13 protein-coding genes are annotated in these 20,402 nt (G+C 60.7%); 5 read left to right on the top strand and 8 right to left on the bottom strand.

Annotated elements, in window-relative coordinates; translation table 11 throughout:
• From VJZ71_15515 to VJZ71_15505, 3 genes are all read left to right on the top strand, one after another.
• Positions 1-1,483, top strand: a 1,483-nt coding sequence (locus tag VJZ71_15515; protein HKQ49479.1) for a terminase gpA endonuclease subunit, incomplete at its 5' end; no start/stop codon positions are given.
• A gap of 172 nt (positions 1,484-1,655) precedes the next feature.
• Positions 1,656-2,831 carry a patatin-like phospholipase family protein gene (locus VJZ71_15510; protein ID HKQ49478.1) on the top strand — a complete coding sequence of 392 codons (1,176 nt, stop codon included), beginning with the start codon at positions 1,656-1,658 and terminating at the stop codon, positions 2,829-2,831.
• Positions 2,832-2,870: 39 nt separating this feature from the next.
• Positions 2,871-4,142, top strand: coding sequence for an MBL fold metallo-hydrolase (locus tag VJZ71_15505; protein ID HKQ49477.1), 1,272 nt, complete (start codon positions 2,871-2,873; stop codon positions 4,140-4,142).
• A gap of 76 nt (positions 4,143-4,218) precedes the next feature.
• Here VJZ71_15505 and VJZ71_15500 read toward each other — a convergent pair whose 3' ends face one another.
• From VJZ71_15500 to VJZ71_15480, 5 genes are all read right to left on the bottom strand, one after another.
• Positions 4,219-5,910, bottom strand: a complete 1,692-nt coding sequence (locus VJZ71_15500; GenBank protein ID HKQ49476.1) for an HDOD domain-containing protein — start codon at positions 5,908-5,910, stop codon at positions 4,219-4,221.
• Entirely contained in the window at positions 5,907-7,766 is a 1,860-nt protein-coding gene (locus tag VJZ71_15495) for a PAS domain-containing sensor histidine kinase (protein ID HKQ49475.1), read from the bottom strand. The genes VJZ71_15500 and VJZ71_15495 overlap by 4 nt, the downstream gene beginning before the upstream one ends.
• Entirely contained in the window at positions 7,751-8,365 is a 615-nt protein-coding gene (locus VJZ71_15490; protein ID HKQ49474.1) for a RedB protein, read from the bottom strand. The genes VJZ71_15495 and VJZ71_15490 overlap by 16 nt, the downstream gene beginning before the upstream one ends.
• A gap of 68 nt (positions 8,366-8,433) precedes the next feature.
• Entirely contained in the window at positions 8,434-9,450 is a 1,017-nt protein-coding gene (locus tag VJZ71_15485; GenBank protein ID HKQ49473.1) for an HD domain-containing phosphohydrolase, read from the bottom strand.
• On the bottom strand, positions 9,425-13,432 hold the full coding sequence (locus VJZ71_15480; GenBank protein ID HKQ49472.1) for a response regulator: 4,008 nt from the start codon (positions 13,430-13,432) through the stop codon (positions 9,425-9,427). Before VJZ71_15480 ends, VJZ71_15485 begins: the two co-directional genes overlap by 26 nt.
• A 534-nt stretch (positions 13,433-13,966) precedes the next feature.
• Between VJZ71_15480 and VJZ71_15475 the strand changes: the two genes are divergently transcribed.
• Positions 13,967-14,242: a hypothetical protein gene (locus tag VJZ71_15475; protein ID HKQ49471.1), complete on the top strand. Its 276-nt coding sequence runs from the start codon at positions 13,967-13,969 to the stop codon at positions 14,240-14,242.
• Positions 14,243-14,321: 79 nt separating this feature from the next.
• Positions 14,322-14,552 carry a hypothetical protein gene (locus VJZ71_15470; GenBank protein ID HKQ49470.1) on the top strand — a complete coding sequence of 77 codons (231 nt, stop codon included), beginning with the start codon at positions 14,322-14,324 and terminating at the stop codon, positions 14,550-14,552.
• Between the two features lie 6 nt (positions 14,553-14,558).
• On the opposite strand, the gene VJZ71_15465 is transcribed toward VJZ71_15470, so the two are convergent.
• Genes VJZ71_15465 through VJZ71_15455 form a run of 3 tightly spaced genes read right to left on the bottom strand, consistent with a single transcriptional unit; the run spans position 14,559 to position 20,356 of the window.
• On the bottom strand, positions 14,559-16,811 hold the full coding sequence (locus VJZ71_15465; protein ID HKQ49469.1) for a DEAD/DEAH box helicase: 2,253 nt from the start codon (positions 16,809-16,811) through the stop codon (positions 14,559-14,561).
• Positions 16,812-18,164 carry an ATP-binding protein gene (locus tag VJZ71_15460; protein HKQ49468.1) on the bottom strand — a complete coding sequence of 451 codons (1,353 nt, stop codon included), beginning with the start codon at positions 18,162-18,164 and terminating at the stop codon, positions 16,812-16,814.
• Complete coding sequence (locus VJZ71_15455) at positions 18,161-20,356, bottom strand: TerB N-terminal domain-containing protein (protein HKQ49467.1); 2,196 nt, start codon at positions 20,354-20,356, stop codon at positions 18,161-18,163. Before VJZ71_15455 ends, VJZ71_15460 begins: the two co-directional genes overlap by 4 nt.
• Positions 20,357-20,402: the final 46 nt, after the last annotated feature.

Here is a 20,402-nt window from a genome sequence, read left to right as displayed (position 1 = left end):
CGGGATGAAACACAAGCGGGTGGATGGCGCGGCGATTCGGCCCTCCCTGGTCCTGATCGATGACCCGCAGACGGATGAATCGGCGAAGTCACCCTCCCAGTGCGCCACGCGAGAGCGCATCCTCGCCGGGGCCATCCTGGGACTGGCCGGTCCCGGCAAAAAGATCGCCGGCCTGATGACCCTGACCGTCGTGCGGCCGGATGACCTGGCCGACCGCATCCTCAACCGAGATCTGCACCCGCAATGGCAGGGGGAGAGGACCAAAATGGTCTATGCCTTCCCCACGAACGAAAAACTCTGGTCCAAATACGGGGAGTTGTGGAAAGAGGGCATGCGGACGGAAAAGGGCCTCGCCGCGGCGACGGAGTTTTACACCGCTCACCGCGCGGCAATGGATGAGGGCGCGGTCGTCTCGTGGCCGCAGCGCTACGAGCCTGGCGAATTGTCGGCCCTCCAGCATGCCATGAACCTGCGGCTGGGGCGGGGCGAGGCGGCGTTTTGCGCCGAGTATCAGAACGAGCCGCTACCGGAAGACCAGGTCGACGTCGATCTGCTCACCGCCGACCAAATCGTGGCCAAGGGTAACGGCCTGAAACGCGGGATTATCCCCAAGGAGGCCACGGCGCTGACCATGTTCGTCGACGTGCAGGGCAAGGCGCTCTATTACATGGTCGTCGCCTGGCAGGACAACTTTACCGGATGGATCGTCGAATACGGCACGGAGCCGGATCAGAAGCGAGGGTATTTCGCGCTGCGGGATATCCAGCGGACATTGGAAGCGGCGCTGCCGGGTGCGGGCCGGGAGGGGGCGATTTTCGCCGGACTGGAACGTTTAATTCACGCGACGGTGGGTCGTGAGTGGGTGCGCGAGGATGGGACTATTGCGCGGATCGATCGGTGCTTGATCGACGCCGGCTGGGGACCCATGACGCACACAGTCTATCAGGCCTGCCGTCAGAGTCAGTACGCGAACGTGGTCATGCCCAGTTACGGGCGCTACATCGGGGCCGCCAGCAACCCCTTCACAGAATACAAAAAACAGCCGGGGGATAAGGTCGGTCTCAACTGGCGCATCCCCGGCACGAGCAAGCGAATCTGCCGGTACGTGATCTTCGACACCAACTTCTGGAAGAGCTTCATCCAGTCGCGGCTGGCCGTGGCCAAGGGCGATCCCGGCTCCCTGACGCTCTTCGGCCGCAAGCCCGAACTACACCGCCTATTGGCCGAGCACCTGACCAGCGAGTACCGCGTCCCCACCGAGGGCCGGGGGCGCACGGTTGAGGAATGGAAACTCCGCGTGGATGGCAGCGACAATCACTGGTTGGACGGCGTCGTGGGCTGCGCCGTCGCCGCGTCTATTCACGGAGTCGAGCTGGCGGAGATGAAGTTCAACCGACCCAAACGCCGGCATGTCACCTTTGCGGAGATGCAGCGAAACCGGGAGCGACGACTTGGCGAGCAGGCGATTAGGGAAAACCCTTAGTTTGATAAAGAACTCATAGCCCACATGCCCCCTCCGTACTGGGCCAGAAAAAAATCTTTAAAAAGTCTGAGCGCCGAGGGCGCAAATGTCTATATGACCCTAGGGAGCGTGCGCTTTTGAGAGCAGTGAAGAGTCGCAGTCTGTAACGACCCAGAGGAGAAAGGAGTCCGGGATGATCCCATTTCCTTTTGATCTCGAAGTCGTCCGCGCCAACGAACCGGTGTATCCCAACCGGCCCCAGGAGAAGCGCGCCGCGCCCGAACCAGGCATTGGGCTGTGCCTTTCCGGCGGCGGCTACCGGGCCATGCTGTTCCATCTGGGGTCGTTGTGGCGATTGAATGAGGCGGGCCTGCTCCCCAAGCTCGCCCGCATCTCCAGCGTCTCCGGCGGGTCAATCACGTCGGGCATGCTCGGACTGGCTTGGTCCAAGCTGGCCTTTGATCCCGAGGGCGTCGCGCGGCGATTTGAAGAAGAAGTTGTTACGCCGATCCGCGACCTGGCCGAAAGGACGATCGATGCCGCGGCGATCGTGGGCGGCGTCTTGCTCCCTGGAAACATCTCCGACAAGATCGCCAATGCCTATCGGCGCCATCTCTACGGCGCGGCGACGCTGCAAGACTTGCCCGACGCGCCCCGGTTCGTCATCAACGCGACCAATGTCCAGTCCGGCGCGCTGTGGCGATTCAGTAAACCCTACATGGCGGACTATCGCGTGGGCATGGTGCCGAACCCCACCGTGCCGCTGGCTACGGCCGTTGCCGCTTCCTCGGCGTTTCCGCCGGTCCTGTCGCCCGTCGAACTCGAACTTCGCTCGCCCGACTTTGCCCCGAATAGCGGACTGGACCTCCAGCAAGAGCCGTACACGAGCACGGTCGTGCTGACCGACGGAGGGGTCTATGACAATCTGGGGCTAGAGACGGTCTGGAAACGCTATCAGACGGTAATGGTGAGCGACGCGGGCGGTGCGCTGGACGCGGAGCCGGACCCGAAGCGCGATTGGGGCCGTCACGCGATGCGGGTGCTGTTCGTGATCGACAACCAAGTGCGTAGCCTGCGCAAGCGCCAGGTCATTGAGGCGTTTCAACGCAAGACTGACGGGCACAACGGGGCCTACTGGGGCATCCGCTCGCACATCGCCGATTACGGCCTCCCTGATGCCCTCGACTGTCCGCCGGACCGCGTTCGGGCGCTGGCGGCGACGCCCACGCGACTCAAGCGCCTGGACTCCTATCTTCAGCGGCGGCTGATCAACTGGGGCTATGCAATCTGCGACGCGGCTCTTCGAAAGCACGTAAACCCCGAGTTGGGCCCTCCGCAGCGGTTTCCTTATTCGGGAGATGGTATTTAGAAGATAGCATCATCCGAACCAAAGCCAGGAGGAATGAACATGTTCACCACGGGTCAGACTCGTCGTGCTGGTGGGCTCATTGGTCTGCTGGTCTTATTCATCGGGGTCGACGTCGCGTGCGGACAGACGCTGCGGGTCAAGGAAGGCCGACAGGCCATCGTCAAGACGCAACCCAGTGGCGACGCCGCGCAGTTCCCCGATCGGTTGCCGCCGGGAACCCAAGTTGTGCAGATCGGCGTGGTCCCGTGGTACTACCAGATTCGGCTGGCGGATGGCCGAGACGGCTGGTCGGCGAAGTCGAATTTCGAGGTCGTCACGCCGGCAACTCCCACCTCGACCATGGCGGTCACTCCCGAAAGCCTATTGGCCCGCAACGACGTCCTCCAAATCATCGTGATTGACGTGGAGGTCGGCGACGCCACGCTCATCATCTGTCCCGAACAAAATGGCCAGCGCGACGTCATCCTTATCGATACTGGCGAGGATGACAGCCAGCGAATCAAGGATGAGATGGCCCGGAATGGGATCGCCCTCACCGGCCGGCCCATTACGCGTTTCGTGATCACCCATTATGACCGGGACCACTGCGGCGATGCCGAACCCCTGATGCCCCTCGCGCAGGCGGTGTACGACCACGGGGATAATATCAAGGCCGGTCTGAAGCAGAAATACCAGAACATGACTTCCCAGCCCGGCGTGGACCGGCGCCTGATGACGCTGAGTTACCAGGAAGATTTTTCCGGCGGGGTCAGCGTCGAATGCGTGGCGGTCAATCAGGCGACCGATTGCGACCCGACTACAGAACCCTCGGCTCCAGAGGAGGACAATCCCAATTCCATCGCCCTGATCGTCTCTTATCTGGACTTTGATTATTTTACGGGAGGGGACCTCACCAAGGTGCCCGAGCGATCGCTTGCAAACTGCGTCCGCAACTGCGACGTCTATCACGCCAATCATCACGGCAGCGAGGCCACGTCGAGCGTCCTGGAGTTCATCCAGAAACTTGATCCCGAGGTCAGCGTAGCCTCCAACGGAACCTCGCATGGACATCCCAACGCCAAGGTCGCCAAGCGGCTGATCGAGCAGGTTGGGAGCAAGTTCTTCCAAACGAACCTGAACACGGATACCCGCGCCCATCAACCGGCGGACCTCAAGTTCGTCGCGGACGACACGTTTCGCGAAGATGACGAGGAAGAGGACCTAGAAGGAGCGGCGGGCACGATCCGCATCGTGGTCACGGCTGACGAATACTACGTGATCATGCCGGGGCTCGATTTAGTAGAGGGGACGTTTGTCCTTGAAGGAGATTGAGAGCCGCACAGGCGTGGGCCGCCGTTGGCTGATCAAGGAGCGGCGCAAGTGACGTACCGGTTCTTCCGGTCCGACATTACGAGCAGAGTTTCGCAATCGCATCAACGAGGTCCGAGTAGCGTCCCGGGACCGCCACGATTGCGGACGATCGTCCTACGGCGAGGTCCGATGGGAGGGCCATCCTGCCTTCTGGCGAAGCGACAAGCGTCGGTAGGGAATTTCCTATCCGCGCCTCGATGTCGCGCAATTCGGAAAATCGTTGGGTCATTTCTCCCGGCTCGGCGACATACACGAGCGCTGCACGGGGACAATCTTGTTCCCACCAACCCAATTGCCGTAGAAAAAGCTTCAGCGGATCTCCGTGCTTGGGGTTGGCTAACACCGCTAGTCTTGGCGCGACCTTCGCACCTTGAGCCAGTTCCCGATACAGGGGACTGCGTATCCCCCCGGCGCATCGAGAGGCACAAAGCAATTCCGTGTTTTCGGCGTCCTTCATTCCCTGCAGGGCGATGCGTTCGACTGATTCCCGGTCCAACCCGAGAGTGTGTGCGTATTGATGGAACGGCACTAGCGACATTCCTCCGCTGTCACCGCAGGCCATTGCATGGGCCAGGGCGTTGGCCAAGGCCACGACGAGAGCGGCGCGCGGTTCGCGGGCGTTCGATTTGATGTGGGCGACGGAGGAATGATGCAGCGACGCTGCCTCGACCAAGTCGCCGGGCAGCTTCCACTGACTCAACAACCCATGGGTAACCTCCGCGTGGGTAACTCCAAAGCATTCCAACTCAACCGTAGAGAGGTCCGCGCGGCGCTCGGCCGCCGCCTGGAGCGCAGACTGATACAGTTCGGGAAACAACCGACACAGCCCGAGCCGGCCGATATCGTGGAGCAGCCCGGCCAGAAAATAACGCTCCGTCTCCTCCTTAGCCATGGGCTGCGCGAGCAATTGCGACAGCATGGCCGTCGCCAGGGAGTGTTCCCAGAAGCGCTGCGGTATCAAGCCGCCCCGGGCGACATCGCTGAAATGACTCATGGCCGTCGCCGTCATCACGACGACTCTCAAGCCCGACAGCCCGATCCGCTGGGCCACTTCGGAGAGGTTTTTCACGGGCTTTCCGTTGTTATAAAAGCTGGAGTTGGCGACCTGCATGACACGCAGGGTCAGGACCTGGTCCATGCGCATGGCCTCCGCGATATCGTCCATGCTGGTTTCGCGACTGTTGATCATCGCCAGCACATGGTGCAAGACGGGAGGCACGGCCTCCAAGTGAAGTTCCTGGCCGATGCGCTCCCACACGATCTCTTTCGTAACGCGTTCGCTGGGTATCGGAGATCGGCCGGTCGATCCGCTCGGGGAGATCGCCGGCGAGGCTGTCGCGGGTGCAATCGTCTTAGCGTCGGATGGGCCGATATGCTGTTCTACGCGGCTCAACATCTCCTTGAGCGAGAATTGCGACTTCAGGAGGTAGCCGCTGACGCCCAGTTGGGCGGCTTGGGTGACATGCGCCCGGTCCGACGAGGCCGTGAGCAGGATCACCGGAAGATCGCGAAGTCTCGCATCGCCGCGAATCGCCTTCAGGCAGGTGAGTCCATCCATGATCGGCATGGCCAGGTCCAGCAGGACCAGGTCGGGCGTCTGCGTTTCCAGCACATGGATCGCTTCCTTGCCATTGGAGGCACAGACCGTGGCATACCCCTTCGATCGCAGGGTCGAGGCTATCGGCTCCCGAAAAATCTCCATGTCGTCGACGATCAAGATAGTGCTCATGAGATCACGCTCGTAAGTATGTTTGCGTCCCGAATGTTTTTTACCGGTTCGGCGAGGTCGGCGCGCAGTCGCACCGAGACGGTCGTTCCCCGCCCCTCTGCAGATTGCACGGCCATGGTGCCGCCGTGAGCCGCCACGATTCCCTTGCTGATCGCCAGTCCGAGACCGGTGCCGTTCACATGGTTTTCGCCCACGACGCCGGCATTCAAGGCGAAGGCCTGTCCGAGGCGGGCGGTGATTTCCGCTTTCATGCCTCGCCCGGTGTCGGCTACTTCGATCCTGACCCAAGCATCGCTCTCTTCCAACTCGGACTGCGCCGTCACGCGGATGTATCCTTGTTGGGTGTGTTTGAAGGCGTTGTTGACCAGATTGACGATCAACCTGCGGATGGCCGCGGGGTCGCCGTTCATGGACAGCCCCGGCGGTTCCACGGTCAGCCCCAGGCTCAACTTCGCCGGATCGATCAACGACCGAATGGCATCAAGACCGGAGGCACAGGCGTCCTCGAGTGCGAGGGGCTCCCAGTTCCAACGGGCCGTGCCGCTGTTGTGTCGCGCAACCTCCAGCAAGTCGTTGACCATCTCTGCCATGTGTACGGCTTGTTCATTAATGGAGAGAAGGTATTTGTCGTACTCCGCTGCATGGCCCTCATGGTCGCTGGCCAGGAATTCCGACATGGCTCGAATCGCCGCCAAGGGCGTACGGAGTTCGTGTCCCACCACGCCCAGCACTTTGTCCAGGCTGGTGACGGCATCGCGTAGGGAGTTTCGCTCCCGCTCCAGTTCCTCGGATCGCCGGCGCTCCGAAGTGTCGCGGACGATCGCGGTGAAGACGATCTCTCCGCGAAGAGGGGCCGCGCCCAGTCGCAATTCAGCGGGGAATTCACGACCCGATCGGTGACGACCGAGGACCTCGACGCCCTTCCGTCGGAGGCTCGCCGAAGTTCCGATGCTAGCGAGTTGGGGCTGCGTCACCTGATCGTTTTTCGGGGCCCGCTCGGTGACGATCGTGGCCAGGGGGAAGCCCACCAGTTCATTCGGTTGATATCCGAACAATTCCGCCCCGGCGGGGTTCACGTTCTGAATCAGCATGGCCTCTCCCGTGGCGGTAATGATTCCGTCGGGGGCATGGTCGAGGATCGCGCGGATCTTGGCTTCGCTGGCGGAGAGTTCGGCGGTCCGCTTCATGACTTCGTCTTCGACGAGCTGGTGGGACGCTTCGAGCTGCGCCCGCTGTAGGGCGATGGACCGCATTTCGCTGACGCTTTGGAGCACCGAGCGGATAAGGAAAATGTCCTCGAAAATGACCCATCCGGCATGCTCGATGGTGCGCCAAACGCTGGCGCTCAGGACGCCGTAGACCGTCTGCGGCCAATACAGGCCGCGCAGAAGGTGATCGATCGCCACGACCGCGGTGGCGGGGATGAAGACGCGCCAGTCGCGGTAGACCGCCAAGAACGCCAAAGACCCGAAGACGTGGAAGTGCGTCTCGATCCTCCCGCCGGTCAGATGAATGAGTAACGACGAGGTGAGCATCTGGGCAAAGGCGATGATAAAGCGGTTGAGAGTCCGTCCAGGACGGCTCATCACGAGGGCGATCGGCAGGCCGGCCAGGGCACCGCCCAAGAGAAGGGCGGCCCAAACATGCAGGTGAACCTGACTTTGTGCGCCGCTCCACGTGCGCGGGGAGATCAGGTGAGCCACCATGACGCCCGCGGACCACTGCAGGGCCATAAGCACGGCGAACAACTGATCCGTCCGCTCGGCAATACGCGTCTTGTGTTCAAGAAAGAGCGTGTTCGCCCTCTTTTGGACCTTCGCATCGGCACCCCCTGAGAGCATTAGGGTTGAGGGCACGGTCTTTCCCCCAAAGTACCGCCGCGAGGAGAACCCAGCAGGTCGCATCCGAATACGGGGGTGTTGATGGCGTCACCTCCCGCACTGCGGAGGATCGATACGATCGCGCTACGCCCGACATTGTCGCCGAAGTGGCCGCGGGCGGCGGTGATGCCGCCGCGAAACCGCAATCCGCCGAAGCGATCATAGAGCACGACGTGGCCGGAGGTAGCCGCGCCAAATCGCTGTGCCTCAACGCCCTTTACATCGGCGCGCACCGATACGCCAGGAATCATTTCGGCGCTATTCCAAAGATCGGTGTGGGGCCAGTCGTCGGGCGCATCCTCGGGCTGATAGAACAGCACCGTCGCTGTCAGTTTTCCTTGGCACTGCGTCATAAGGCGAGCCAGTTCGCCGATGCTGGACCGCGTGCACGGGCAGCGCGGATGGGCGAACATTAAGAGCTGAGGAAGGTCCGGTCGTGATCGAAGGCCGCAATTGGGCGGCCATTCCGATGGTGCAGATTCTGCCCGTCCCGGTGTGCTCTGATATCCCACCAGGGCCAAAGTCCCCACGGCCACAACGGACAGCCACGCGGAACCTGCGAGGACGACGGCCATACGATATTTCCAATTTCCGATGGTTGGTTTCAAGATGCCCGACACTCCCGGCTGCGGCGACGGTTCCCTCAGGCTGGCACCAGTTCGTGCTCGGCAAAGCGCTCGCGCACGGCGATAAAAGCATCCTCGTTCTCGACGAAGGCCTCGACGACATCCGGATCGAAGTGCTGGCCGCTTCCTTCGAGGACGATCCCGCGGGCCACCTCGTGGGCAAAGGCTTGTTTATAAACTCGCTTGGAGGTCAGGGCGTCGTAGACGTCGGCCAAAGCGACGATCCGCCCGCTAAGCGGTATTCGTTTACCCCTTAAGCCGGAGGGATAACCGCTCCCGTCGAACCGCTCATGGTGAGAGAGGGCGATCTCCTGCGCCATCTGCAGGAACCGAACATTGGGAAACTGCCGCCGGGCGGCGCCCAGGGTTTCGGCGCCAATGGTGACATGCGTTTTCATGATTTCGAATTCGCGGTTGCTCAGGCGACCGGGCTTGAGGAGCACACTGTCTGGGATGCCCACCTTTCCAATATCGTGAAGGGGGCTCGTTAGATAGATCAGCCGCACGAATTCCGCATCCACCGGCTCTCCTCCATCGGCACGTTGCGCAAAATGCTTGGCGATGATTCGAGAGTACATGCGCACGCGATCCAGGTGCTCGCCCGTTTCGGGATCGCGGGATTCGGCCAGCCGCGCCAGGGCGAAGATGGCCACGTCGCGCGTCTCCAGGGAGAGGATGCGCTCCGCCGCCCGCAACCGAACGCTCAATTCCGCTGGATGGAAGGGCTTGGTCAAGAATTCATCGGCCCCGGCGGAAAGGCCTTCGACAATGCGGTCGACTCCGTCCCGCGAGGTCAACAGGATGAAATAGACATAGGCGGGGAACTCTTCAGAGCGAATACGGCGGCAAAGTTCCAAGCCGTCCATTCCGGGCATGATCCAATCGGAAATGACCAGGCGGATGGTCCCCTCGCGAAGGAGTTCCAGCGCTTCGTGGCCATTGCGGGCGACTTGCACGTCGTGCCCCGCCCGGATCAGCGCTTGATTCAGCGCTTCCAGGCAGACGGCGTCATCGTCGAGAATCAGAATATTCACGGTTAGTCTCCGAATTGCCCGGCCCACCGGTGGATCCGGTGTCCGGTGCTTGCATCCTCTGGAGGCTGTATTCCATCCAGCGGTAAAGCTCCTCACGAAATGCCGCCGCGCCGGCGCCGATGCTGGCCGAGTCGCTGTTACGGCATAGAGTCTCCAATTGCGCCGCTATGCGGCTCAGTTTTTCGGCGGCGAGATATCCGGCGGCCCCCTTGAAGCTGTGCGCCAGCCGAGCTGCTTCATCCATTTCTCCGGAGGCAATGCTCCGCTCCAATTTTTCAAGGTCGGCCTGGGCCTGGGTCCGAAACTTGACAATTAAATTGTCCACGAGGGCCTGGTCGCCGCCCCATTGCTTGAGTAGGAACTCCATATTGAAGGGCGGTCCCTGGCGCTCCGTAGGGTAGATCGTTCTCCCAGCCGGTGCATCGGCGGCCGGAGAGCGAACTTCTTTCTCCGGTCGCGCCGTGCGCGACAAATTGACTTCGACGAGTCGAATCAACTTTTCGGGGTTCAGCGGCTTGCTGAGGTAGTCGTCCATCCCCGATTCCAGGCAGCGCTCGCGGTCGCCTTTAATGGCATTGGCCGTCAGCGCGATGATGCACATTCTTCCGTCACTGGCGTTCGGGACGCGTCCTTCCTTCTCGGCCGCGCGGATCTCTCGTGTGGCGGTGAATCCATCCATCTCCGGCATTTGACAGTCCATCAGGACGAGGTCGTACCGCTGCCGGGTCACCGCTTCCAACGCCTCCTTGCCATTTCCGACGCAATCGCATTGAAAGCCAGCTTGGCGAAGAATCGTTGCGGCGACCTCCTGGCTGATCGGGTGGTCTTCGGCCAAGAGGATGCGTGATTCGTTGAAGTTCGCGCCGGTCTTCTCTATCCGCGGTGTGGACCTTGCCGGAATAATTTCCGAGTCGCGGATCGAGGGCGCCTTGTCCGAATTGAGCGCGTCGGTGATCGTGTCCAGCAACTGCGAGGGCCGCACCGGCTTGGCCGCGTAGCCGGCGAAGCCTCCGGCGCGTAGCCGCTGGGGACTCGGTTCATCCTGAGTGGAGGTGATGAGGACCAGGACCGTCTCTTGCAGGCGGGAATCCGCCTTGATGGTCTTAGCCAACTCCCAGCCGTCCATACCGGGCATCTGCATGTCGACAATGGCTAATCCATATCTTCTGCCATCAGCTGCGGCCGCTTGCAACGCGACCAGTGCCTCCGGACCGCCGGAGGCGGCCTGATGGTCCAAGCCCCAGCCTACCAATTGTTCGTGAAGGATTTCCCGGCTCGTCTCGTTGTCGTCCACCACAAGGACGCGCAGGTTCCGGACGCTCTCGCCGACGGCGCGAATCTGGGAAGCGTCGACAGGCTGTCTTTCCATTGGGACCGTGAACCAGAACGTCGAGCCTTTTCCTTCCTCGCTGTTGACGCCGATTTGGCCGCCCATGAGCTCAACCAGTCGCTTGGAAATCACCAGTCCGAGGCCGGTCCCGCCATATTTTCTGGTGGTCGAGGAATCGACCTGCGTAAAGGTGGCGAAGAGACGGCTCAATCGATCTGGCGAGATGCCGATCCCGGAATCACTTACCGCGAAGCGGACCACCGGGTGGCGATCGTCGTCTTGCTCGAGGGTGGCCCGAACAACAACTTGCCCGCATTCCGTGAACTTGATGGCGTTACCGATAAGGTTTAACAGGACTTGTTGCAGCCGGCCGGGATCCCCGCGCACCAGTGACGGCACGCCGGGGTGAACTCCCACGACGAATTCCAGTCCCTTGCTTTCGGCGCGCGAGGAAAACGAGGCGGCCACGGACTCGACGGAATAGCACAGGTCAAAGTCAATGTGCTCCAGGTCTATCTTGCCCGCCTCGATTTTGGAGAAATCCAGGATATCGTTGATCAGGGCGAGCAAGGCATCGCCGGAGGACTTGGCCAACCAGGCATAGCGGCGCTGCTTGGCATCCAGGTTCGTGCTCATCAGTAGTTCGGACATGCCGATCACGCCGTTGAGCGGCGTCCGCAGCTCGTGGCTCATCGTCGCCAGGAACTCGCTCTTGGCGCGATTGGCCTGGGCCACCGCTTCCCTCTGCTTCACGTTCTCCACGGCGGAGACGACCGAGTGCGAGAGCAGATCGAGGACCTCGACAAGGGCGTCGGGGAGGGCTTGCTGGCTGAACATGGCCACGACACCCAGTACCTCGCCCTGTTGCACCAGGGGGAACCCCACGAAGGAACGCAATCCGTGCTGGGCCGCCCAGGCGCGATCGTGGATGCGCTCGTCGCTGGCCACATCGTGGGAGACGAGTTTTCCCGCGCCCGTCGCAATGCGCCCGATCTTGAAGGCCCGGATCGGAACGCGGCGGTGGTCGCCGTCAATGTGCGTGTAGTGGCCAGCGCTCGCGATGAGATGCAAACACTTTTCTCGATTGTGGCAATCTTGGGCCAAGGCACATTGGGTACAGAGGTCTCCGGGCCGTACCAGCCACAGGCGGCCGAAGTAGGCCCCGAAGTGATTGACCAGGGCTTGCGTGATCGTCCGGCCGATATCCTCCATCGATTCGCATTGCAGCAAAGCCTGGTTGATGCGATCCAGCGAGAAGAGGTAGCGGTTCAACTGCTCGGTTTCATCGCGTGCCCGACGCAAATCGGCTTCGATGGATTTTCGCTCCGAGATGTCCTCGGCGATGCCCGCGATGCGATAGACTTGCCCAGCGCTGTCGCGAACGGGGTATCCGCGATCCCGTATCCACCGTAGACTCCCATCCGGGCGAACGATCCGGTATTCGATGTCGTAAGGTTCCTCGATGCACTTGCCATGAAACAACGCGTCGACGCGCTGGCGGTCGTCGGGATGAATGGCATCGCCCCAGGTCTTGATGTCTTCGCAAAGCCGATCGACGGGGCGCTGCCAGATCTTCTCAAAAGCGGGGTTGGCGTAGATCACGTGGGACGAGTCGCCGGTCGCGAGATAAAAAACGTCGTCGATGGATCCGGCCAGCTGGCGAAATCGCTCGTCACTCTCGCGAAGAGCGTCGTCAATCCGCTTGCGCTCGGTAATGTCCCGCGCGGCGGCGTAAAGGGTCCGGCCATCGGGAGCCACGCTGGTGGACCAGAACAGCCAGCGATAGGTCCCGTCCTTGCACGCATAGCGATTCTCAAATCGAAGAACGTCGATCCCTCTGGCCAGCTTGGCCGCTTCAGCCAACGTGGCCTCTCGATCGTCCGGGTGGACGAATTCGATATACGGCCGGGCCAGGAGTTCCTTGGTACTGAACCCCAGCGTGCGCTCCCATGCTGCGCTGAGCCGCTTGAAATACCCGTCCGTGCCGGCGATGCACAATAAATCCAGGGACAGTGTGAAAAAGCGATCCAGCTCTTCGTTGGCGGCGCGGAGACTGCGATTGGCCTCCTGTACCTCTTGCGCCCGCAGGAAGATCTCGGATTCCATCTGCTGGGCGCGGATTTGCAACTCCGTCCGGAGCTTGTGTTGCTCGGCCCCATGGTTTTTCAGGCGGACGAAATCGGTGACGTCTTCTACGCGATGGATGATGTAGGCCAGCTCACCGCCGGGCGCGAAGACCGGCGAATTGACCGGGCTCCAGAAGCGTTCCTCGAAGCCTCCGCCCTGCGTCGCGGGGCGGCGAATATCGTACTTCTGAACCGCCATCGCGTCGGCGGTTCGACCTTGCAAGACGCGCTCCAGCGAGGAGCGGAGGTTTCGCGTGCCAGTTGCAGTAGGGTCATCCGGGTTATCCGGAAAGACATCGAAGAGACTGCGGCCCAGGATCTCCTCGCGCTGCGTCATCGTTGAGTGCAGATAGGCATCGCTGACCGCGACGATGGTGAAGTCCGGGAGCAAGACCAGGTACAGACCCGGTGCGGACTCGAAAAGGGTTCGAAAGTCGGGCGCCAGGCCCGACGGACAGGGCAATAAACCGGGGCTGCGAGAATCCGTCGTAAGGTGATTGCCGGGCCCCGGTGTTGGAGGAATCATGTCAGGCTCGCGAGTATGGAGGCTCGGCAGAGACGTGCCCGAGAGGTTCCCGGCTATCGGCCCTCGCCACGCGAGCCAGTCGTTCGACGGCCACCATCGCCGTTCAAAGAGATAATCGGCGCGCTCGGCAGCGGTGTTGAGTGTCCCCCACGTTCGCCGGAGAATTGGTTGCCAACGGTCCACCATACCGGACGGTGAATCGCAACCTCGGATAAGGCGCGCGATCCTGGGACATCGATTCAATATCAACCACGTCCATTACACATGAAGAAAGGCGCGTGGTGCATAATACACCTCACTCGCCCCCGTCCGATTTCCGAAATAAGACGGGCTGATGTAGTTTCCCATCTCAATCCAATTCTGCGTCGAGCCCATTTTCGCGGAAGGGCCACGTGGATCATCTAACGAAGATCGCTGATTTGGAGTGGGCCATTGATGAGGCGGCGGCAAGAGCGTCCGTCTTGTTTTTGGAGGCCGTACCCTCACACCTGTTGACAGATGCCGGGGCATGGCTGGCGAGCGTTTCATCTGCCCTTGCTGGATGAGGCTCGGGCTCGCTATGCGAATAAGATCGACGCGTTTATTCGCTCGCTCCCCAACCAAAAGATGCTGACCCACTTCGAGCGCTGCGAAATTCCCCTACCCGTCATCGCGCTGGCCTGCGAACGCTTCGCCAAGCTTCGCGGGCTGATGCGCGAACTTCCGGCACGGTCGGACTTGAAGACAGCAGCCGAGTTTCTGGAGTATTGGACGATCAACATGTTTCGAGACGGCGCTTGCAACGGCCAGAGAAACTCACCGAGCCGTTAATGAGGGAAACAGACGGCGGCCCACGCACAATATCCAAAAACGGTCGGTATCCCTCTGCGGAGGCTTCGGAGATGGGCATGTGAACCTGTTTGAATCGACATGGAATCGTAAACCCCCGGGGCCACCGCCATCCGCCCGGCCCCGTGAGGACGTGGTCCGCGAGATCATGGACCTCTTGAGCCAGTTAGAGTCCGTCATGAACCAACTCCCGTCATCGGAGAGCGGCGAGCTAGTGGATTTCGTGAACCTCCTCCGCTGCCGCCTCAGCGAGCCCGGGCCGCGCCTGGTCCGTGCGAACAAGGGAGGATAATCCGGGTTACTTAGAGTTTTCGCAAACTGTGAGGGCACCTGAAACATCGAGCACGTCTTGTGCGAGAGACGAGTTGAGGAGGCCTTCGTCAAACCAGTGATCGTATTTCCTGCGTTGTTTCGGTTGGACCTGGCCGGCGATGGCCGCTGGTGCCGGGCATGATTTGATGAGGGATTCGACGGCGACAACCACGTCCTGTCTTGGGTGCCGAATGTCGATGGCCACGCCTCGTTCCACGCACGTAAGGCCCTGCAAGCGTAGCATAGCGGTTAGAGTCGTCTGGACGCGCGTCCCCATCCAAGTGAACCAAAGGCATTCGTGGTCCGACGGTGCGATGAGAGGTGTGTGCAGCACGCCGGCGCTCAAGGCGGCGGCGCGAGCGACCGTCAGGAACTGAGTGCCCGTTGGGTTCAAGTAGGGGTAGGACTTGGTGTCCGCAAGGATCGTCCTCATCGTCTGCCGCACGCGATCGTGGATTTCTCCCGGACCGCCCAAAAAGAGTGGCCGCTTTCTACCCTTGGCCGGGGCCACATGGATCTCCCCTTTTTCCAAATCGACGTGGGCGATTTTCCATCGCCTTCCCGCCAATATAATGTGTTCACCCACATCGGGTACGATGCGTAGCGGCAAGGTGCCGATCGGTCGCTCGCCGTACAGCACCGAGAACTCCTCCGGCGTCGCGAACGACGCGTAGAAATCTCTCTCCGCCCGCAATCGCTCGCCCAGGAGCCCGAGGATGAGATCGCCTTCGGCGGTCTGTTCGACGATGTCTTTTTCCCCCAAACAGCGCAGCACCTGCGCGAAGTGGGCCGGTTCGACGGCTCGAAAGGGTCCGACCTTACACAGTCGGTCGAAGACTTTCGCCGCTGCCAGCCCGCCCGTCTCGGCGATAACGCTGATGATTTGATGGGTCAGTGTGCTAAAGTCGAGCTTTGGAGCGACCGTCGGCTCGATCCATCCCTCAAAGAGAAGTTCACTGATGGCAATCGCCTGGACCAGTTCAAGGTGCAGGCGGTCGAGCAACTCCGCATTGGCCCCCAAATCCCGGTTTACGATGTAAACCCTTGCGACCCGTGCGTCGTTGTCCTTGCGGCCGCTCCTGCCGATGCGCTGCTTGAAGGAGGCGACGGACCAAGGTGGACCAATCTGGCCGACCATCTTGACGCTGCCAATGTCGATCCCGAGTTCCATTGTGCTGGAACACAGTGCGGTCCTCGGTCGCCCGCTCTTCATCTCCAATTCGGTGTCTTCGCGGATTTCCTTGGAGAGGGATCCGTGGTGAACCAGGAACTCCGTCGGGCTGCCCTGCGACTCAGACAAACTCCGGCAAAGGTCGGCGTAGATTTCGAGGTCGCCCTTGGCGTTGGTGAACACGAGATTGCTCGACCCACGACAGTGCTCGACGAGGTCGTTGGCGACCAACCGCATCGTTTCATATTCGGCATGATCGAAAGCGTCGTCGTCGGCCTCTTTCTCGGTTTCCTGATCGTCCGCCGCCTGACTGAGATAGGCATGCAGCCGGTAACGGAATTCCTTCTCTTCCCGGTCACTTTCAATAATCGCCACACGTTCCGGCGCGTCGGGGTCAATAAACCGTCGCGCCACCTCCATGTCCCCGATCGTGGCGGAGAGACCGACGACTCGAAAGTCCGGCCTGCCGGCCGTTGCCGAGGTACGCAGCCGCGCAAGAAGGCTGGCGAGATGCAGGCCCCGCTCGGATCCCAGGAAGACATGCAACTCATCGATAACCACGAAACGGAGCCCGGCGAACAGGTTTCCCAATTCGCCGGATCGATTGACGAACAACGATTCTAGGGACTCTGGGGTGATGAGAAGGATACCGGCCGGCGCGCGAAGCAGTTTTTTCTTGCTGGAGGCCTCCACGTCGCCGTGCCAACGAAACACTGGCATCTCCAGATGATTGCAGAGGTCCTCGACCCGTCGGAATTGGTCGTTGATCAGGGCTCGCAGAGGCCCGACGTACATGGCCCGAACCGAACCTGGCGGCTCGTCGCCGATGTTCGATAGAATCGGCAAGAACGCCGCCTCCGTCTTCCCGCCGGCCGTTTCGGCTGCGATGATGCAGTGACCGCTGGATTCCAGGATGTGGTGAATAGCCTGCGCTTGGATGGAGCGAAGTTCGGTCCATCCCATCTGCCAGAGCTGCTGCTTGACGCCCGGACTCAACAACTCAAAAGCGGCGGCAGAACTGATCGCCGTCGAAGAAGTGTCGGCAGGCAAATTGGGAGAAGGGGCCATTTAAAGCTTGAAGTTCACGAGATCGTCATCAGTTTTTGCAACCGCAGCGGGCGGCGCCTCTTCATTATCTTCTACCGCCTCCAATACGGCGGAATCCTGTGTCTGTACGGACGAAGTCGTGATCTTGCCTACCACGTCCTCCCATTTGGCCTCCGGATTTTGCTCCAGAATACTCAACAGGCCTACGAAATCCTTCACGGTTTCCCGCGGAGTCTGAAAATAGGCCGCGCCCATTCGGCGATTGCAGTCCTCCAGGTATTTGACGATTCCGTCATCTGGAAGAGCCGCCTTCCCGTCATTTCCCTTGGCGTGAACGCGACGAACGTTGTGAAGGAGTACAAAACAATCTTCGGGAGTTAAGTTGCCGAGCTTGAGCAAAACGCCATTGAGGTCTACTAGAGCGTCCGTTGCGAATCGATTATTTGCGAGTCGAGTCCTTAGCGCTTCGTAGCTATACATTCCCCGGCGCTGGTCAAAGACGCAATCGTCTGTTGCTCCGAATAAGAAGCCGAGATTCTGCACCGACCCCTGCAGCGTATCGTTGAGGATGCGCAAGACGGCCTCGTAGTTATTGTTGCGGGCGATCTTGTTATTGAGGCGATGGGAGAGGACGACCACCTCGTCGATTCCGACGATAAGCCCCGAATAGCCGGCGATGTGCACGAACGCCGCCATGAGTTTCAAATAATCATAAAAGGAGTCATCGTCGATGATCGTTCGGACGCCGAGATCCTGTCGGGCTTCCGTCTTCGTCGTGTACTCGGCGCGAAGCCAGCGAATCGCTGCCTGCTGGAGCTGTTCGTTGTGCTCCACAAAACCTCGATAGTAGCATTCAAGCACCGTTGAAAAATCGTATCCGCTGACCATCTCTTGGAGAGGCTTGCACAGCTCATGGACGCGCTGGGCGACCTGCTCATCGGTTCCGCCCCCTGCTTTGACTTCGTGTGCCCGGTCGGCGATCCATTTTTCAACAAGGTTCGAAAGAGCGCCGCCTTCCGGTCGGCTTCGTGTTGCCAGGTTTCGCATAAGTTCGCTGTAGAGGCTGCGCGCTTGCCCCCCTGTTCCATGCAAACGACGCTGCGTCGTAATATCCGCGCGGGCGACGACGAATTTGCGCTCCAAGGCCACGGTCTCGATCAAATTGAGAAAAAAGCTCTTGCCCGCGCCGTATCTTCCCACGATAAAACGTATCCCGGCCCCGCCCTCCGCGATGCGGCGAAGATCCTCCAGCATGGCCTCGACCTCGTCTTTGCGGCCGACCTGAATGTGGTGCAGGCCAATGCTCGGCACGACGCCCGCCCCCAAGGAACTCAGAATGGCCGAACGCTCTCTTTCCGTCACGCGTGGAGTCATGGGACCGTCACCTCCTTAAGAATCGACTGGTCGATTCTAACTGAATCGCCGTCTTCATTAATAATGGGCACTCCCACTCTCTCAAAGGCCCAGTCATTAATGGCTTCGAGGGCCCCTGCCAGCATGTGTGCATGCTCGCGCGCGAGTTTGCCCGCTTCCGCTTTGTTCCAACTTGGTCTTGTCCTGAGGACCTCGAAAAAGGCGGCGTATCGCGCTGGCAAATCCCCAGTCGGAACCGCCGCGCCTGGGTTCGGCGGTGCGGGAGATACTACAACAACGGGCGCACTGACTGACTGAGGGGTAGCTGCAATCACGGCAGCGCGTCCGCCTTGATCGCATTCCTTCTCGCCTTCGTCATCTTCTCGGCGCATGGCCTCGGCGAGCAGGATGCTTACCTCCCGCGTCTCGGCCATGATCTGCATCACGCGGTTGCGGTCGAGCCGGACTCCTTCCTCCTTGGGCGGCGGCGCTGGGATCGCCTCACCCTCCCCACGTCGGCGACCTCGCTGTACGACGACGGGGGCATCCGACAATTCCGGCGCTAGTTCGGCGATGGCCCCTTCCAAAAGGTCAGGACCGAGTCCCAGCGCTCGGTAACAGCGGCGCAAGGCGGTCAGCTCGCCCTTACTGATCACGCCATCGATTCCAGCGACCGCCACGAGAAGTCGGCCCACATTGCGACGGGCCTCCTCACCCATGACTTTTTGCAGACGCTTGCCGAGGCCGGCGACGTCCGAACCTGTCTTGAGGAGTAACGATCGAAGGGCCTCGAGGCGCCGTCGCTCGTGATCGTTCAACTCAAATCCGGCCTCAATTTGTTCCATTACGCGATGAAGCTCTCCGTCGTTGATTTTTCCATCCGCCTCGGCGATCTCCACGCCCAACCTCAGCATGCAGGCCGCAGCGCCATAGCGGCTGTGATCGGGCTCCCCCGAATAAGCCTGCGGGAACACCGCCAGCGGCTCTTCCCAGTAATAGCCCCTCCCCGTCAGGCGCGCGTCGGGCTCGATTCCAAACCCCGCGTATTCCGCCATTGACGCGAGACTGCGACTTTGAGTCGGGGTCAGCCGTTGTCGCGATCCTAAATCGGCGAGCGCAGCAAGGTCGCTGACTTTCAGAAATACTTGTCCGCTTTCGTCCGTCTGCTTCGCGACCAACGCGAACATGGATTGCGCCAAGGGATGCTCGGTCGCCTTTCGTAAGTCGGGCGGCAGGGCCTCCCAGGCGGCGGGAGTTAGTGCATCTTGATCTTGCGCATTGCGAACCACTGAACTGAAGCGGCGCAGCTCCTCGACACACTCGTTCCAGATCGCGGATAGCCGTCGAATCTGAGCATTGGCCGTTAGTACTCCGGGCAACCGTACCGTCGACGGGGTGAGAGCGGCGCTGGCGGGCCTATACGTGATGGACTTGTCTCGTTTGGAAGCCTTGAGAATCAGACGGTCACCAAACTCGGTCTCAAATCTCTTGGTGAAGAGCTCGTTGAATTGGGTTTCGGCCCGCTTAATGACCACGCTATGCTGGGAAAGCCCGGATTCCGCGGCCACGACATAAGCCATCCACGACGGCAACGGCGCTGCCCGAAGTGCAAACCAAGCCAACGCCGTCTCGAGTGCATCCTCGGTCCAAACAGCCGTCGAATTGACAATCTTGGACACTGCCTCAAAACCGACCGAATTGCTGTACTTGGCGATCATGTACCACAGGAAGGCTGTGCTGTAGTTCTGAAAGCTGTTGCGCGGTCTTCGCGGCGATTGAGCCGCATGCATCTTTCGGAGACGATACACCTCGGCAAAGACCAGGGCCTTATCCTCCCCGTCGACCAGAACTCGTCGTTCGAGACCGTAGTAGTAAAGGAAAAGGTAACCGTCGGTCGGAGGCAGCGAGCGCCGGTCGGAGGCCAGCCACTTTAGGTAGAGGCATCGCTGTTCTGAGTTGAGCGCCGCAAACCAGGGCCAATATGGAAGGTCGATTGCCGAGGTTGCTGGCGTTGCGGCGAGTACTGGGTCGATCTGCGACGGGTCCGCAGGCTCAAATCCGACACCCGTCGTTCCGGTGTACGTGAGTGGGTCCTTGATCTCCAGGCCATGCACGCGAAGAGTTTGCCCTTTGCCTAACCAGCGAAGTTCTGCAGGCGACCCGCCCCTGATCGAATGGGCTGCACCAACTCGGATTTCAAAGGCGTAATCCATGACATCAGTATCCGCCACGACTGAATCTGGGCGCTGAATCGGTCTC

The sequence above is a fragment of the Phycisphaerae bacterium genome (assembly GCA_035275405.1).
GTDB lineage: Bacteria > Planctomycetota > Phycisphaerae > UBA1845 > UTPLA1 > DATEMU01.
The sequence above is the reverse complement of the archived record's forward strand: the minus strand, read 5'-3'. Positions and strand labels throughout refer to the sequence as shown.

Excerpts from the sequence above, each read along its gene's own strand:
- VJZ71_15500 (HKQ49476.1), bottom strand. The coding sequence starts at position 5,910 with ATGAGCACTATCTTGATCGTCGACGACATGGAGATTTTTCGGGAGCCG.
- VJZ71_15465 (HKQ49469.1), bottom strand. The coding sequence starts at position 16,811 with ATGGCCCCTTCTCCCAATTTGCCTGCCGACACTTCTTCGACGGCGATC.
- VJZ71_15505 (HKQ49477.1), top strand. The coding sequence starts at position 2,871 with ATGTTCACCACGGGTCAGACTCGTCGTGCTGGTGGGCTCATTGGTCTG.
- VJZ71_15510 (HKQ49478.1), top strand. The coding sequence starts at position 1,656 with ATGATCCCATTTCCTTTTGATCTCGAAGTCGTCCGCGCCAACGAACCG.
- VJZ71_15490 (HKQ49474.1), bottom strand. The coding sequence starts at position 8,365 with ATGGCCGTCGTCCTCGCAGGTTCCGCGTGGCTGTCCGTTGTGGCCGTG.
- VJZ71_15480 (HKQ49472.1), bottom strand. The coding sequence starts at position 13,432 with ATGATTCCTCCAACACCGGGGCCCGGCAATCACCTTACGACGGATTCT.
- VJZ71_15455 (HKQ49467.1), bottom strand. The coding sequence starts at position 20,356 with ATGGATTACGCCTTTGAAATCCGAGTTGGTGCAGCCCATTCGATCAGG.
- VJZ71_15460 (HKQ49468.1), bottom strand. The coding sequence starts at position 18,164 with ATGACTCCACGCGTGACGGAAAGAGAGCGTTCGGCCATTCTGAGTTCC.